The 13,890-nt window shown below is 27.0% G+C and carries 16 protein-coding genes; 13 read left to right on the top strand and 3 right to left on the bottom strand.

Going from position 1 to position 13,890, the window contains the following annotated elements; genetic code table 11:
* The first annotated feature begins 30 nt into the window (after nt 1–30).
* The 7 genes from LJD34_RS05165 (at nt 31) to LJD34_RS05135 (ending at nt 5,015) form a co-directional block, all read left to right on the top strand.
* Nucleotides 31–204 carry a hypothetical protein gene (locus tag LJD34_RS05165; protein WP_227359341.1) on the top strand — a complete coding sequence of 58 codons (174 nt, stop codon included), beginning with the start codon at nt 31–33 and terminating at the stop codon, nt 202–204.
* A 26-nt stretch (nt 205–230) separates the two neighbouring features.
* A complete protein-coding gene (locus tag LJD34_RS05160) occupies nt 231–623 on the top strand; it encodes a metalloprotease family protein (protein ID WP_227359340.1) in 393 nt (130 codons plus the stop codon).
* 158 nt (nt 624–781) lie between these two features.
* Nucleotides 782–1,450, top strand: a complete 669-nt coding sequence (locus tag LJD34_RS05155; RefSeq protein WP_175301748.1) for a response regulator transcription factor — start codon at nt 782–784, stop codon at nt 1,448–1,450.
* The gene (locus LJD34_RS05150; RefSeq protein WP_175301747.1) at nt 1,443–3,011 is read left to right on the top strand and encodes a sensor histidine kinase; all 1,569 of its coding nucleotides are present in this window, start codon (nt 1,443–1,445) and stop codon (nt 3,009–3,011) included. The genes LJD34_RS05155 and LJD34_RS05150 overlap by 8 nt, the downstream gene beginning before the upstream one ends.
* A 91-nt stretch (nt 3,012–3,102) precedes the next feature.
* Nucleotides 3,103–3,585, top strand: a complete 483-nt coding sequence (locus tag LJD34_RS05145; protein WP_227359339.1) for an RNA polymerase sigma factor — start codon at nt 3,103–3,105, stop codon at nt 3,583–3,585.
* Nucleotides 3,575–4,207, top strand: coding sequence for a hypothetical protein (locus LJD34_RS05140; RefSeq protein ID WP_227359338.1), 633 nt, complete (start codon nt 3,575–3,577; stop codon nt 4,205–4,207). The genes LJD34_RS05145 and LJD34_RS05140 overlap by 11 nt, the downstream gene beginning before the upstream one ends.
* A gap of 103 nt (nt 4,208–4,310) precedes the next feature.
* A complete protein-coding gene (locus LJD34_RS05135) occupies nt 4,311–5,015 on the top strand; it encodes a hypothetical protein (RefSeq protein ID WP_147579754.1) in 705 nt (234 codons plus the stop codon).
* 2 nt (nt 5,016–5,017) lie between these two features.
* On the opposite strand, the gene LJD34_RS05130 is transcribed toward LJD34_RS05135, so the two are convergent.
* Together LJD34_RS05130 and LJD34_RS05125 are read right to left on the bottom strand one after the other, a co-directional pair.
* Nucleotides 5,018–5,293, bottom strand: a complete 276-nt coding sequence (locus tag LJD34_RS05130) for a potassium channel family protein (RefSeq protein ID WP_227359337.1) — start codon at nt 5,291–5,293, stop codon at nt 5,018–5,020.
* Nucleotides 5,294–5,540: 247 nt separating this feature from the next.
* On the bottom strand, nt 5,541–5,735 hold the full coding sequence (locus LJD34_RS05125; RefSeq protein WP_217498486.1) for a hypothetical protein: 195 nt from the start codon (nt 5,733–5,735) through the stop codon (nt 5,541–5,543).
* A 109-nt stretch (nt 5,736–5,844) separates the two neighbouring features.
* Here LJD34_RS05125 and LJD34_RS05120 point away from each other — a divergent pair, with 109 nt between their 5' ends.
* Genes LJD34_RS05120 through LJD34_RS05110 form a run of 3 tightly spaced genes read left to right on the top strand, consistent with a single transcriptional unit; the run spans nt 5,845 to nt 11,335 of the window.
* Complete coding sequence (locus LJD34_RS05120; RefSeq protein WP_227359336.1) at nt 5,845–6,663, top strand: Cof-type HAD-IIB family hydrolase; 819 nt, start codon at nt 5,845–5,847, stop codon at nt 6,661–6,663.
* 57 nt (nt 6,664–6,720) lie between these two features.
* Nucleotides 6,721–8,139, top strand: coding sequence for an SWIM zinc finger family protein (locus LJD34_RS05115; RefSeq protein WP_227359335.1), 1,419 nt, complete (start codon nt 6,721–6,723; stop codon nt 8,137–8,139).
* Complete coding sequence (locus LJD34_RS05110; RefSeq protein WP_227359334.1) at nt 8,123–11,335, top strand: DEAD/DEAH box helicase; 3,213 nt, start codon at nt 8,123–8,125, stop codon at nt 11,333–11,335. The genes LJD34_RS05115 and LJD34_RS05110 overlap by 17 nt, the downstream gene beginning before the upstream one ends.
* Nucleotides 11,336–11,354: 19 nt before the next feature.
* Here the strand turns inward: LJD34_RS05110 and LJD34_RS05105 are convergent, their stop codons facing one another.
* Entirely contained in the window at nt 11,355–11,981 is a 627-nt protein-coding gene (locus LJD34_RS05105) for a DUF5052 family protein (RefSeq protein ID WP_227359333.1), read from the bottom strand.
* A 105-nt stretch (nt 11,982–12,086) separates the two neighbouring features.
* Between LJD34_RS05105 and LJD34_RS05100 the strand changes: the two genes are divergently transcribed.
* The 3 genes from LJD34_RS05100 to LJD34_RS05090 all read left to right on the top strand — a co-directional run bounded on the left by LJD34_RS05100 (nt 12,087) and on the right by LJD34_RS05090 (nt 13,889).
* Nucleotides 12,087–12,959: a LysR family transcriptional regulator gene (locus LJD34_RS05100; RefSeq protein ID WP_227359332.1), complete on the top strand. Its 873-nt coding sequence runs from the start codon at nt 12,087–12,089 to the stop codon at nt 12,957–12,959.
* 233 nt (nt 12,960–13,192) lie between these two features.
* Nucleotides 13,193–13,384: an NAD(P)H-dependent oxidoreductase gene (locus tag LJD34_RS05095; protein ID WP_227359331.1), complete on the top strand. Its 192-nt coding sequence runs from the start codon at nt 13,193–13,195 to the stop codon at nt 13,382–13,384.
* Nucleotides 13,377–13,889 carry a flavodoxin gene (locus tag LJD34_RS05090; protein ID WP_227359330.1) on the top strand — a complete coding sequence of 171 codons (513 nt, stop codon included), beginning with the start codon at nt 13,377–13,379 and terminating at the stop codon, nt 13,887–13,889. Before LJD34_RS05095 ends, LJD34_RS05090 begins: the two co-directional genes overlap by 8 nt.
* Nucleotide 13,890 lies beyond the last annotated feature (1 nt).

Here is a 13,890-nt window from a genome sequence, read left to right as displayed (position 1 = left end):
AGTGAAACAGGATATACGAGGAGACAACTTATGAAAATAAAATATATGGGGAAATTAGATCCAGAAACTAATCCACTTCCAACAAATAAGCTTAAAGAAGGGGCTATTCGATTTAATGAGCCAACGGATAGAAAAAACAGAATATACAAACAAGTATTGTTACTTTTATTATTATATGTATTATGTTTGTACCAGAATATTTAAATGTTCTTTTTAGAGATGTTGATTCTATGGATTTATCAAATCTTTTTAGCTATTTTATACTCGCAAATATTTTATTAGTTCTTTCAAAACTATGTCAGTTTTATTTCTATAAAGAAATTTATATGTTTAAAATACCACGTGTTGGTTTTGCAGGAGTATATACAACAGAGTTTACAAAGAAAAAATATATAGCTATCAATCTTATTCCTGATATTTTATTTGGTTTAGTTCCTTATTATATTTCATTAACAAAATGTAAGTTTTTTTTAGGAATGGCCGCTATGTTTGTTGTTGCAAATTCAGCAGTAGATTTCATGAATGTATATCATGCATTTGTAGAAATGCCACCGGGTTCAAAAACATTCTTATATCAGTTCAATAATTATTGGTATTTACCAAAAAAAGATAATAATAACTAGGGCGAGGGAAACAGTATGATACTGTTTCTTTTTTATATGAAATATGATGGAATAGAGTTGAATCTTTAAGATATCATAATATAAAATTAAATTATTAAAGAACTTACACAAAGATTACAAATGAAGAAAGTATATTAAAGATGAAGGGAGGTATTGTTATGAAGATACTACTTGCTGAAGATCATGATCATTTAAGAGAAATACTAGAAGATTACTTAGTAGAAAATGACTATGAAGTAAAAAGTTTTGATAATGGAGAAGATGCTTATTATTGCTTTTTAACAGAAAGTTTTGATCTTATTTTATTAGATGTAATGATGCCTAAGATGGATGGATTTACTTTATGTCAAAAGGTACGTGAAAAAGAAGAAACACCGATACTTTTTATTACAGCCAAAGTACAAGAAGTTGATCAATTAAAGGGTTATGAATTAGGTTGTGATGATTATATTATTAAACCATTTTCCTTACCTGTATTACTTGCTAAATGTAAAGCTATTACAAACAGAAAACATTATCAATTTTTAGAAAAAGGTATATTAAAGTTAAATACAAGAGAAAAACAAGCATATCTTAATAATCAAAATTTGAATTTAAAAATAATAGATTATAAAATATTAGAATATTTTATAAAAAATCCAAATCAAATCTTATCTAGAGAACAGATTTTATTAAAAGTGTGGGGATTTGATTATAAAGGACAGGAAAGAAGTGTTGATACACATATTAAAATATTAAGAAAAGCCTTGGGACCTTATCAAAAGGGAATAAAGACAGTGATTAAACAAGGTTATTGTTTTGAAACGAAGGTGTTTGAAAATGGTTGATTTTTTAAGAGCGTTAAGTATTGTTTTATTATTAGGCATGTTTTATCTTGCCTTTAAAAATAAGAAATTTAAAAGATTTTTATTAATTGAAAGTGTGTTAATTATTGTTTTTATTATAGGTAGGCAGATGTACACGAGTAATCTTAATACAATGGATACTGTTATGTGGTCACTAGCAAGTGATGTTACGAATAAAATGATAACGCAAAGTGATAAAAATATTGAAAATAATATGCATGATGTACTATCTACTATTTATGATGGTAATGGTTTTGATATTAAACAAAATATAGCTTTTGAATATAAAGTAAAAGATAAATATAAATTAAATAATAAAAACTTTATTATCTTTTTTAAAGATAGTACAAATGATAAGTATACTCTTTTTAATCTAGAAAAATCTTTTAATAAAAAAGAGATAAATAATTTATTAGACTTTTATAATCAAAATCAAGATGGTTGTACTATAAAAAAGATGAGTTTTCATTCAAAAGATAATCAATACATCATAGATCAAATTGTCTTTTATGATGAAAATAGTCATATGACTTATAAACTCGGTAACTCACAAGGAACAATGAATTATTATTCATGGTATAAATATCAAAATAAAAAAGCAAACGATCAAAATAGACTTGGTGATTTTGAATTAATGTTTTTTAATTCAAAACAAACACTAGAAAAGAATCCAAAAGAAAAAGATATTAAAGTAGAACAAGAAACATGTGCTATTTCTTCTGATAAGTCAAAGATATATGTTCATTATGTAAATAAAGAAAATAGTATAAAACTTAATATGTTTATCGATACCCCAAATATTGTTTTAGATAGTCTAAAAGATAGATTTATTTTAATGTTTAGTTTAGTACAAATTATTCTATCATGTATTTATTTTATATATACGTATCTTGAAAATGAAAGAGAAGAATTAAATAAAACAAGAAACTTATTTATCAATGCAATGGCCCATGAAATGAAGACACCAAACGCAGTTATTTTAAATAGTACAGAAATGTTGATAGAAAATGTTAATCCTGAAAAACAACATAAATACTTAAGAATGATCGAAGATGAATCTAAGCATATGAATAATCTTTTAAATCAAATGTTGATATATACAAGAACGACAAAGTCTTATCAGTTGCATAAACAAAATTATAATCTTTCGCCAATGATTGAAGAAGTATTAAAACATTATGATTTAGAATCAAAAATCATTACGATTGATATTGATCCTAAAATCAATATTTCATGTGATCAACAATTGATGATGATTGTCTTTGACAATCTAATCAACAATGCTTTTAAATATGCAAATAAAAAAATAAATATTGTTTATAGACAAGAAAAAATAATTATAAGTAACGATGGATCAAAAATAGAAAATAAAGATATTAATCATATATTTGAACCTCTCTATAAAGCAGATGTATCCAGAAATGATACAAATTCTACAGGAATGGGATTAGCGATTGTTAGAAATATTTTAGATTTACACAACTATACTTGTAAAGTTGTACAAGACGAAGAAGTTCATTTTATCATAGAGATGAATAAGTAATAAAAAGTTTATGTAGAAATACATAGACTTTTTGTTACCTTTTTTCTATATAAAACGTATTATAAGTGAAAGAGCTCTTGAGGAGGATGTTATGAAGATAGATACAGAACAAGTGATTGCAACATATAAAGATCGTATTTTTGCGATAGGATTAACGATGTTAAAAAATCCTGATGATGCTGAGGATGTTGTTCAAGAAACTTTTCTTAGATATCATACATATAAAAAAGATTTTGAATCAAAGGAACATATAGAATCTTGGTTATATAAAGTAGCTATTAATAAAGCAAAAGATATTCAAAGAAAGTTTTGGAAAAGAAAACAAGTATCTATGGAAGATTATATGGCAACGATTCCATTTGATAGATCACAGGATGAAGAATTATTTCAAGCAGTGATGGCTTTGCCATCAAAGTATAGTATTGTGATTCACTTATATTATTATGAAGATTATTCAATTAAAGAAATTGCTCAACAATTAAAATTAAATGAAGGAAATGTCAAAGTAAGACTTTCTAGAGCAAGACAATTATTAAAAAAACAACTCAAGGAGAACTGGAACGATGAAGAATAAAGAAGCGTATAAACAAGCGTTTAAACATGTTCATTATCAAAAAGAAGTTAACTTAAATCAAAAAAGAATACCTAAATCCCTTATTACTTTTGTCACTTCATTTATTATATTACTTTCCACATTTACCGTAGCTTATGCTTTCGATATAGGGGGTATACAAAGTAAGATAGAGGTATGGTTTCATGGAGAAAAAAGAATGGTTCAATATGAAGAAGTGGAAGATCATGTTTATCATTTCTATACGACAGATGAGGATGGTAACGTCATTGATATGGGAACACACTCAGGATCAAAAGGAACACTTACAGGAATAGAACCAATGAGTGGTGATGAACTTGCAGAAAGTATGAATGATAATAGTGAAATTGTTTATGATGAAAAAGAAGATAAATGTTTATTCTATTATCAAGATAAAGCGATTGATATAACAAAGATGTTTGATAAAGAAAAGGAATGTTATTTAGTAATCAATAATGGTGAAAAAGATATTTATTTTGTTATTAGTTATGAAGATAAAATAGATGACGATTGCACTATATCACAGTATAGTGATGAAAATGCGACAGTTACACAAGGTGTAAAGGTCAAAGATATTAAAGATCGATTTGTAAGAATTAAATAAAAATGGAGGATTTTTGAAGTGAACCGAAAAAGTTGGACAAACTTAGGAGGGTCACTTCATTTTCCTCCATTTTTTGATACAATAAATTAAAGGAGATGATCTTATGGAATTACTATTTGTTTTTGCTATGATTCTTATTGTTCTTTATTACTTTTATCAAAAAAGGCCTAAAACACATTTTCCAACGATCTTGTATCAAGATCATAAAAAACATGTACTTAACTATAAAAAAATAAATCCCAATAATAAACAGCCACAGGATTTACAATATACAACCTATTTACTTTCATTAATAAATGAACTACCTCAAGATGAATTTATTCTTATTTATGCATGTTTAAAAAAATGGGAAAAACAAGAAGAAATTGCTTTAGAAGAAAAAGAGGGGGAACTTAATATTCATTTTCATAAAGCTTATACAAATAATCTTGTTGAAGATCAATTATTTCAAATGCTTTATTGTTTAGAAATAGATCATATAGTAGAAAATGAAGTAATTAGAAAATGGGTGGAAGTAGATTTTGATAAAATACTTGAATGGAAAAATGCTTATCTAAAAGATATACAAAACAAACTCAAACAAGAACATAAATTTGTAGATGGAAGATATAGTTTAGAAATCTACCAAGATTTAGAAAAAGTATTAGGTTATAAAAAATATTTGGATGCTTATAAGGAAATAGAAACAGAAGAAGAAAACATCTATGCAATGTTATTTGGATTAAAGGAATGTCCTTATCATATGTATACTTTCTTTATTATGAAAAACGATGATGATAAGCCAATGATAAATAGCTCATTAAAATAGAATCAGATTTTATCTGATTCTATTTCTTTCATATAACCTGCCGTAATAATACCAGCTGGTAAAGCGACAATCGCAATTCCCATAAAGGAAGAAACCATTGTAATTATTCTTCCCAAAGTTGTTATAGGATAAATATCGCCATAACCAACGGTTGTAAGAGAAATCGTTGCCCAATAGATGACATCAAAGAAAGTATTAAAGCTATCTGGTTCAACATTAAAAATAATAAGGGCACAAACAAAAATATAACCAATAGCTAAATAAAGAACAGCAATCAAAGCCTTCTTTGAGTTTTTTCCAACCTAAAGAATGATTTGAATATTTTTTGAATAACGAAAGCTTTTAAAGATTCTTAATACACGAAAGGTACGAATAAGACGAATTGTTTTAAGGACTTTAAATCCTTTATTTATCATAATTGATTGAAGGAAGAATTGATAATAAATCAATAATTGCCATAAATGAAAATGGATATTTTATGTAAGAAATAAAGCGAGGATCATCATATTTTAAATCAGCTGTAGCCTATCTTAATAAATAATCAATAATAAAAATTATAACTGTAATTAAATCAAGTGTTGTAAATAACTTTGTTTCTTGTTTAAAAGCAAGAGGAATAATACTCATAAATATTGTAAACATCATCACAAGATCATAAATATGACTTGTTGTGTCATCTTCTTTAGATACTTCTATAATTTCATAAATACGTTTTTTCATAACATCATCCTTATTAAACATACCATAGAAAGTATTTATTTCATATCATGAAAGTTACGAAAATATTAATTCCTTTTTGATAAGATAAAAGTAAGAAAAGAGGGATACTATGTATAAAATTATAGCGTGTGATTTAGATGAAACATTGTTGAGTGATGATCGTACGATTTCTAAAGAGAATATTGAAGCCATTCAAAAAGCAAAAGAGTTAGGTGTGAAGTTTGTTCCAGCAACCGGAAGAGGCTTTAATACCGTTGGTGGAACTTTAAAAGATTTAGGATTGTATGATTTAGAAAATGAATATGTGATTTCTTATAATGGTGGAGCCATTACTGAAAATAAAGGAAGTAAGTTACTTCATTTCGAAGGAATTTCTTTTGAAAAAGCGAGTGAACTTTACAAAAGAGGTTTAGATTATGATGTTTGTATCCATGTTTATACAAAAGATATGGTCTATGCTTATAAGTATGTCCAAGAAGAAAAAGATTATTTGGCAGGAAGAATGGAAGTTACAGAAATTTTTGATGATAATATTGATTTTTTAAAGGGTCAAGAAATTGTAAAAGTCTTATATATGAATACAGATTACCAATATTTAAAAGGAATTGAAAATGATTTAAAAGAGATAACAAGTGATTTGGATGTAAGTTATTCATCGAATCGTTATATTGAATTTAATCATCAAGGAGTTAATAAAGGACAAGGTTTAAAGAAACTTGCAGAGTTATTACATGTAGATATTAAAGATACAATTGCAATAGGTGATAATTTTAATGATTTATCAATGATCAAAGTAGCAGGCCTTGGGGTAGGTGTCCAAAATACAGTTGAAGAAATGAAAAAAGAATGTGATATTATTACCAAGGCAACAAATAATCGAGGAGCGATTGCAGAAGTTATCAATAAACATATTTTAGGCACAAATTAAGTTTTGTGCTTTTTTTCTTTCTTGGTATAATGAAGTGAATATGAAAAGAGGAAGCCTATGAAATCATTTTTTACAGAGACAATATTAAAAAGAGGAAAAACATATTTTGAACAAAATAGAGTTTTTTCTGTAAATCAATATGATAACCAAACCTATACAGGAATTATTTTAGGAAATGAAGCTTATCATACTAAAATCACTTTAGATGAACATTATGATGTCATGTCAGCTACGTGTGATTGTCCTTATGCTAAAGAAGGAAATCATTGTAAACATGAAGCGGCACTTTATTTTGCGATTGAAGATCGACTTCCTAAAGATGAACAACAATATATTGATATCAATGCTTTATTAAAAGATGTTCGTAGAAGAACACATAGTAGTTTTATGTTAAAACGTGAATTCAATCAAGAATTTAAAAAATATTTAAAACGTATTATTCAATTAAATGAACAAGGAAGTTTTCATATTACCAATTATCAACAAGTCATTGATGAATTTTTAAATTCTAATTATCCTAACGATTATCGTCATGAAATACTTCAAATCATGTTTCAAGGTTATAGTAAGTTACTTACAAGTGAACATAATAAAGAACTTACAACGCGCTGGTTAAAAGAAAATATGAAATATCAAAGATATGAAAATGCATTTAGCTATATTATGATGATTATCTATAAATTAGATGTCAATGATCAAATAGATATTATTAGAGAAATGCTTTTAACGAAAAGAAAAGTTTCTTTACTAAATACATACTTTAAAATTATCAATGATCATCATTTAGATATGAAAAAATATTTAGATGATATTCAAATTTATAATAACAATGAAGATTATATCACAGAAATGATACATTATTATGTTGATCACCAACAAGTAGGACTTGCTCGTCTTTACTATAAAAAACATGAACGAAATATTAGAAAAAAAGAAACCAAGGCAAAACTCGATTCATTGCTTGATCCTGAACATGAAGATGCCTACTTGAATTATATTTATTCTAAATTAGATTATTATAATTCATCGCATATTCCTGTTTATTACGTAGATTTAAAACAATTTTATGGAATTAAGTTTGAAGATTATTTACTAGATTTTATGGATGCGATTAAACCTATCTATGATGATTATGATTTAGCTTTAATGTTTAAACAAAGTCAAGATGTTAAATATTTGATCTATGTTTTACTTCAAAGACCAAATATGACACTTTTTGAACAAACAAAAGAAATCATTAAAGAATATAGTTTAGAAATGTATTTAATGGTTTATGTTGAATGTTTAAAAAATTATATTAAAAAAGGAAATTCAAATTATTATTTTAAAAATTATGTTTATGAGTTATTTCTTGATTTAGATAAAATATCAAAAATAGAGTTTGTCGATATGATCAAAAAAGAATATCCAAGAAAAAAGAAAATACATGAAATGTTAGATGAATGTTTAGAAGAAGGTGATGAAATTGAAATTTAATATTAATTTAAATGTTGTAAAAAGTAAAAATAACTTAGAGATTGCCAGAAGATATCATCACTATGATAATGTAGAAAGTATGTATATTACTTTAAAAGATGATCTTTATCATATTGATGCTGTCGTTTCAGTTTTTAATCACATACAAAAATGTTCATTAGAAATTAAAGATAATAAAGTCGTTTCTTATAAATGTGCGTGTCCATTTAATGATCAAGATTCTATGTGTGGTCATTTAGGGGCAGTTATTATGAAACTTAATGAATTAGAAATCAATGATTTTCCTTTTGAGTATCAAAGTGAAAAATTAGAAAAAATGAAAGAGATTGAAAAAGAAAATCAAAGACAAAGAAGAAAAGCTCAACTTAGACAACTGGCACATACATCCTCACGTCTCATTGATCTTAATAAAAATCATTATCAAACAGAACTACAACTATCTATTAATAATGAAAAATATGATTTAACACCTTTTATTTATCTTCAAGATGATGAGATAAATGTTGACTATAGAGTTGGAAATGAAAAGAAGTATGTAGTCAAAAATATTACAGAATTTATTGATCGAATCAATCATCAAGAAAATTATAAATATGGAAAATCTTTAGAATTTGTACACAGTGAAAAGAATTTTACAGAAAACGCCTTAAAACAAATAGATTTCATGAAAAAAGCAATCTCCTTTAGAAGTCAAGATATAGAAGACTATAACTATTACTATGAACCCATTAAAAGAAACATCCCTATTGATAAACGTTTACTTGATGAGCTTTATGAAATCAATAAAGAGAATCTTTCTTTTGGTGAAGTAGAACCAGAGCTACGTTTATATATTAATAAAGAAGAAGATTTTTATGTCATTAGAGTAAGTATCAATCAAGAAATGTTTATTGGAAATAAACATGGTTATCGCTATGAAATGAATAATGGAAAGTTTTATATGGAACGTATCGTTCTTGATGAAGAGGGGAATATTGCCCGTTTTTTAGAAAGTATTATTGAAAATGAAGGACAACTGATTGTTTTAGAGGAACAATATCATGATTTCTATAAGTACGTCTTATTACCAATTCTTTCTTATTTTGAAGTCTTTGATCAAAGCCAAGAAGAAATACCAACTTATGATGAAATTAAAATCTATGGAGATATTGATGATGATCAAATGATTTATTTTCAACCGGTCTATGTGGATGAAAATCAAAATAGAGTGTATGGATTTAATGATCAATTGATGACAACTTATCAACAAGATTTGGTAGAAAAATATATTGAACGTTATGCTTCATTCATCGATACAAAAAAACATCGTGCCTATTTTGATACAAATAGTCAAACAACCTATGAATTTATTTTTGAAGGTTTAGATTATTTAAAACAATATGGGGATGTTTATGTATCAGAAGCTTTAAAAAGAGTAGGAAAGAAGATATCTTATAATTTACATGTAGGTGTCCGTATTGAAAATGATCTTTTAAAATTTGATATTTCTTCGCATGAAATACCAAAGAAAGAACTACAAGAGGTTTTAAATCAATACCGTCGTAAGAAGAAATTCTATCGTCTAAAAAATGGAGAAATTCTTTATTTAGATTCACCAGATTTAGAAGAATTAAGTCAATTTATGGATGATTATCATATTGATGTCAAAGATATTGATGATGGTGAATTCTCGATGAATAAACAAAGAATGCTTGCTATTGATGAAGAAAATGATTTTGAATATGTTGAACTAGATAGAGAAGAATCTTTTGTAGAGACATTGGATCGTTTTAAATCAGCAACTCAAAAAGAATATCCTATCGCTAAAGAATATAATACTATTTTAAGAGATTATCAAAAAGAAGGTTATGTGTGGCTTCATACTTTAAAAGATTATGGATTTAATGGGATTTTGGCAGATGATATGGGGTTAGGGAAAACTTTACAAATCATTACGTTATTAGATTCATTAGAAACGCCTCGACCAAGTTTGGTAGTTTGTCCTTCTTCACTTATTTATAACTGGGAAGATGAAGTCCATAAATTTTCTAATAAATTACCAGTTACATGTATTACAGGAAATATACAAATAAGAAGTGAATTAATTAAAGAGATTAAACAAGGATTATATGTAACTTCTTATGATTATATGCGTAGAGATTTTGAACTTTATCAAGAAATTGAATTTGAATATGTTATCTTAGATGAAGCACAATATATCAAAAACCAAAAAACCAAAAATGCCCAATCAGTTAAAACCTTAAAAACAAGACATAAATTAGCTTTAACGGGAACACCAATTGAAAATAGTTTAGCAGAATTATGGTCAATCTTTGATTTCTTGATGCCACAATATTTATTTAATTATCATTATTTCCAAAAACAATATGAAAATGACATCGTTAAAAACAATGATGAAGAAAAAACAAAACAGCTTAAAAAATTAGTTACACCATTTATTTTAAGAAGAAATAAAAAAGAAGTTTTAACAGAATTGCCAGATAAAATTGAACAAAATATCATTCTTCCATTCAATGATGAAGAAGAAAAACTTTATGTAGCTAATCTTGCTAAAGCAAATAAAGAATTACAAGAACTTTACGATTTAGAAGGCTCTGATAAGATGCAAATCTTAAAGCTACTTACAAGATTAAGACAGCTTTGCTTAGAACCACGTCTTGTATATGATAATATTGATCAACCTTCTTCTAAATTAAAAGCTTGTATGGAACTTATTAAAACGATGCAAGAAAATAAACAAAAAGTATTACTCTTTTCATCCTTTACTTCTGTTTTGGATTTAATTGCTGAAGAATGTCAAAAAGCAGGAATTACATATTATATGCTTACTGGAAGCACCAATAAAGAAGATAGAAGAGAACTTGTTTCAAGATTCCAAAAAGATGATACAACAGTATTCTTGATTTCCCTTAAAGCAGGAGGAACAGGTTTGAACTTAACATCTGCCGAAGCCGTTATTCATTTTGATCCATGGTGGAATGTTTCTGCTCAAAATCAAGCGACAGACCGTGCTTATCGTATAGGACAAAAGAATAATGTTCAAGTCTTTAATCTTGTGATGAAAGATAGTGTTGAAGAAAAGATCATTGAATTACAAAAACGCAAAAAGGAATTAGCTGACATGTTTGTTGAAAACAATAGTGGTGGTTTATCACAAATGTCCAAAGAAGATATTTTAAGTTTATTCACAATGTAAAAGACGGGCTCCCCGTCTTTTAATTTAGTAATGATGTATCAATAATTTGATAATTTGCACGATGAATATAAAGAGCTTTACCATCAATCATTAATTTTGTCATCTTCGGTAATTTTTTAGGAACAGTCCAATAAACCTTATCCCCTGAATAAGCCGTAATTGGTTGCCCTAATTGAGATTTAATCACAACCACTCTTGATTTACCAAACTTATTTTTATACTTATTGATAATATTCGCAATATATGTATTATTTGAAAGTTTTCCATTATCATTACTTTCAATATCTTCTTGGGTAAAATCAACATTTGGTTCTAAACCTTTTTGTGTAAAGATACAAGTATCTCCACAAGATTCAATTTCTTGCCCATCAATAGTAATAGTAATAACAGAAGATAATTCATAACCTGTAATAATACTTCCATCACTATCATAAGAAGTTGTTTCTACGGGATTTCCTTGAATATTGATTTTATCTCCAGTTGTTGTCATGACTCTTTTTCCATAGTTATCGAAAGTATCAATAGTATAGCCATTTCCTACAAGATTTCCTTTAATATCATTGATTTCTGATTCAAACATCGCACATCCTGTTAAATTCAGTGCCATGACACCAATAATTAATAAACTTAATATTTTCTTTTTCATTTTTTCACTCCCTCTATTTATACAAATTATAACAAATTTTGATACAAAGAATGAATAAAATAAGGTAAAATAAAAAAAGAGGTGAAGATCATGCTACTAAAGTAAATGAAATATTTTATCACTATTGTGGATTGTCATAGCTTTACAGAAGCGGCAGAACAATGCTTTATTTCACAATCAGCAATTTCTCAACAAATCAAAGCTTTAGAAAAAGAATTAGGAATTCGTTTATTTGAAAGAAATAAAAGACAATTTTCATTGACACCAGCTGGAGAATACTTTTATCGTCATGGAAAAGTAATTTTAGATGAAATTGAAGATTTTAAAGAAGAAACGATTCGTAGAGGAGAAGATCAAGAATTGAATCTAACAATTGGTTATCCTAAAAACTTTAGTACCAGTGAACTTCATCAAGCCATTGTTGAATTTAATCGTATTTATCCAGAAGTTAATATTTCGGTGGTAAGTGGTACGCATGAAGAATTATTCGAACTTTTAGTCCAACATCATATTGATGTTAAAATCAGCGAACAAAGAAGAACATTTAATGAAGATTATTACAATTATGAATTAAAACATAGCGAATGTTTTGTAGAAATATCTTCAATGAATCCACTATCTCAAAAAGACGTTCTTACAACGGATGATTTAAAAAATATGTCTTGTATTCTTGTTGTTTCTAAAGATAGAGAAGATTCAGAAAGAGAGTTCTATGAAAAATCTCTTAATCTTTCAAGACGTTTTTTATATGCGGATTCATTAGAACAAGCACGTTTAATGGTAGTAAGTCAAAGAGGATACTTACCAATTGACCAAATTGGTTGGTTACCCAAACCAATGGAAGGTATTGAAAGAATTACCTTGCATTATAAAGGAAAACCAATCCAAAGAAATTATTTTGCATGTTGGTCTAAAGAAAATACCAATTATTATATTGAAGAATTTGTGAAAATGTATAAAGAGCTTTTAAATAAGTAAAACTTATGAAGATGATTAGGAATTGAAATTGTTTCAAGTCCTAATTTTTTTTATTATATAGGTGGAAAAAGAAGAAAACACTACTACACAAGTTCTTATATTAATGCAAGAAAAAATGGAAATACCGCACGTCTAGCAAATGCTTTTATAAAAGGCATAGAAGAAAATAGGTATACCACAGAAAAGGTCTACGTCAACTATCAAAATATTAAACCTTGTTTAGGATGTAATGTATGTCAAAAAAACAAAACAATTTGTACAAAAAGATGATAGAAGCAAACATAATTATCTTTGCTTTACTTGTGTATTTTTACACATTTAATGGTTCAATGAAGTTATTAATTGATCGTACATTCATAATTGAAAAAACATATGCACTAGAAAAAGCATATAACATGGCAAAGGAGATAAAGATCAATGAGTAAGAGTTTAATAGTTTATTTTTCACATAATAAAGAAAATTATTTCTCGGGAAATATTGTTAATTTAGAGAAAGGAAATGTACAAGTCATTGCTGAAACATTATCAACAATGATTGATGCAGATGTTTATCAAATTAAAGAAGTGGATGCATATCCCTTTGATTATCATGAATGTACATCACGTGCAAGTGAAGAACTTAAAAATAATGCCCGTCCACAAATATTAGATCCATTAGAAAGTATTGATGAATACGATACGATTTATTTAGGTTATCCAAACTGGTGGTCAACAATGCCAACGATTGTTATGACATTCTTAGAAAGCTATGACTTTACAAATAAACATATTTATCCTATTTGTTCACATGAAGGAAGTGGTATGGGTAGAAGTGAAAGTAATCTTAAAAAACTTTGTCCAAACAGTATCGTTCATAAAGGGTTAAGCATTCATGGAAGTCATGTAGGTGAATGTAGACAACAATTAGAAAGATGGGTAGGAGGAAAATAAA

It is taken from the genome of Faecalibacillus sp. MSK20_93, from assembly GCF_020589945.1.
In the GTDB taxonomy this organism is placed as follows: domain Bacteria; phylum Bacillota_I; class Bacilli_A; order Erysipelotrichales; family Coprobacillaceae; genus Faecalibacillus; species Faecalibacillus intestinalis.
The sequence above is the reverse complement of the archived record's forward strand: the minus strand, read 5'-3'. Positions and strand labels throughout refer to the sequence as shown.

Coding starts and splice junctions, on each gene's coding strand:
- LJD34_RS05155 (WP_175301748.1), top strand. CDS start 782: ATGAAGATACTACTTGCTGAAGATCATGATCATTTAAGAGAAATACTA.
- LJD34_RS05110 (WP_227359334.1), top strand. CDS start 8,123: ATGAAATTGAAATTTAATATTAATTTAAATGTTGTAAAAAGTAAAAAT.
- LJD34_RS05125 (WP_217498486.1), bottom strand. CDS start 5,735: ATGAAAAAACGTATTTATGAAATTATAGAAGTATCTAAAGAAGATGAC.
- LJD34_RS05100 (WP_227359332.1), top strand. CDS start 12,087: ATGAAATATTTTATCACTATTGTGGATTGTCATAGCTTTACAGAAGCG.
- LJD34_RS05115 (WP_227359335.1), top strand. CDS start 6,721: ATGAAATCATTTTTTACAGAGACAATATTAAAAAGAGGAAAAACATAT.
- LJD34_RS05090 (WP_227359330.1), top strand. CDS start 13,377: ATGAGTAAGAGTTTAATAGTTTATTTTTCACATAATAAAGAAAATTAT.
- LJD34_RS05140 (WP_227359338.1), top strand. CDS start 3,575: ATGAAGAATAAAGAAGCGTATAAACAAGCGTTTAAACATGTTCATTAT.
- LJD34_RS05160 (WP_227359340.1), top strand. CDS start 231: ATGGATTTATCAAATCTTTTTAGCTATTTTATACTCGCAAATATTTTA.
- LJD34_RS05105 (WP_227359333.1), bottom strand. CDS start 11,981: ATGAAAAAGAAAATATTAAGTTTATTAATTATTGGTGTCATGGCACTG.
- LJD34_RS05135 (WP_147579754.1), top strand. CDS start 4,311: ATGGAATTACTATTTGTTTTTGCTATGATTCTTATTGTTCTTTATTAC.
- LJD34_RS05095 (WP_227359331.1), top strand. CDS start 13,193: ATGTCAAAAAAACAAAACAATTTGTACAAAAAGATGATAGAAGCAAAC.
- LJD34_RS05145 (WP_227359339.1), top strand. CDS start 3,103: ATGAAGATAGATACAGAACAAGTGATTGCAACATATAAAGATCGTATT.
- LJD34_RS05120 (WP_227359336.1), top strand. CDS start 5,845: ATGTATAAAATTATAGCGTGTGATTTAGATGAAACATTGTTGAGTGAT.
- LJD34_RS05165 (WP_227359341.1), top strand. CDS start 31: ATGAAAATAAAATATATGGGGAAATTAGATCCAGAAACTAATCCACTT.
- LJD34_RS05150 (WP_175301747.1), top strand. CDS start 1,443: ATGGTTGATTTTTTAAGAGCGTTAAGTATTGTTTTATTATTAGGCATG.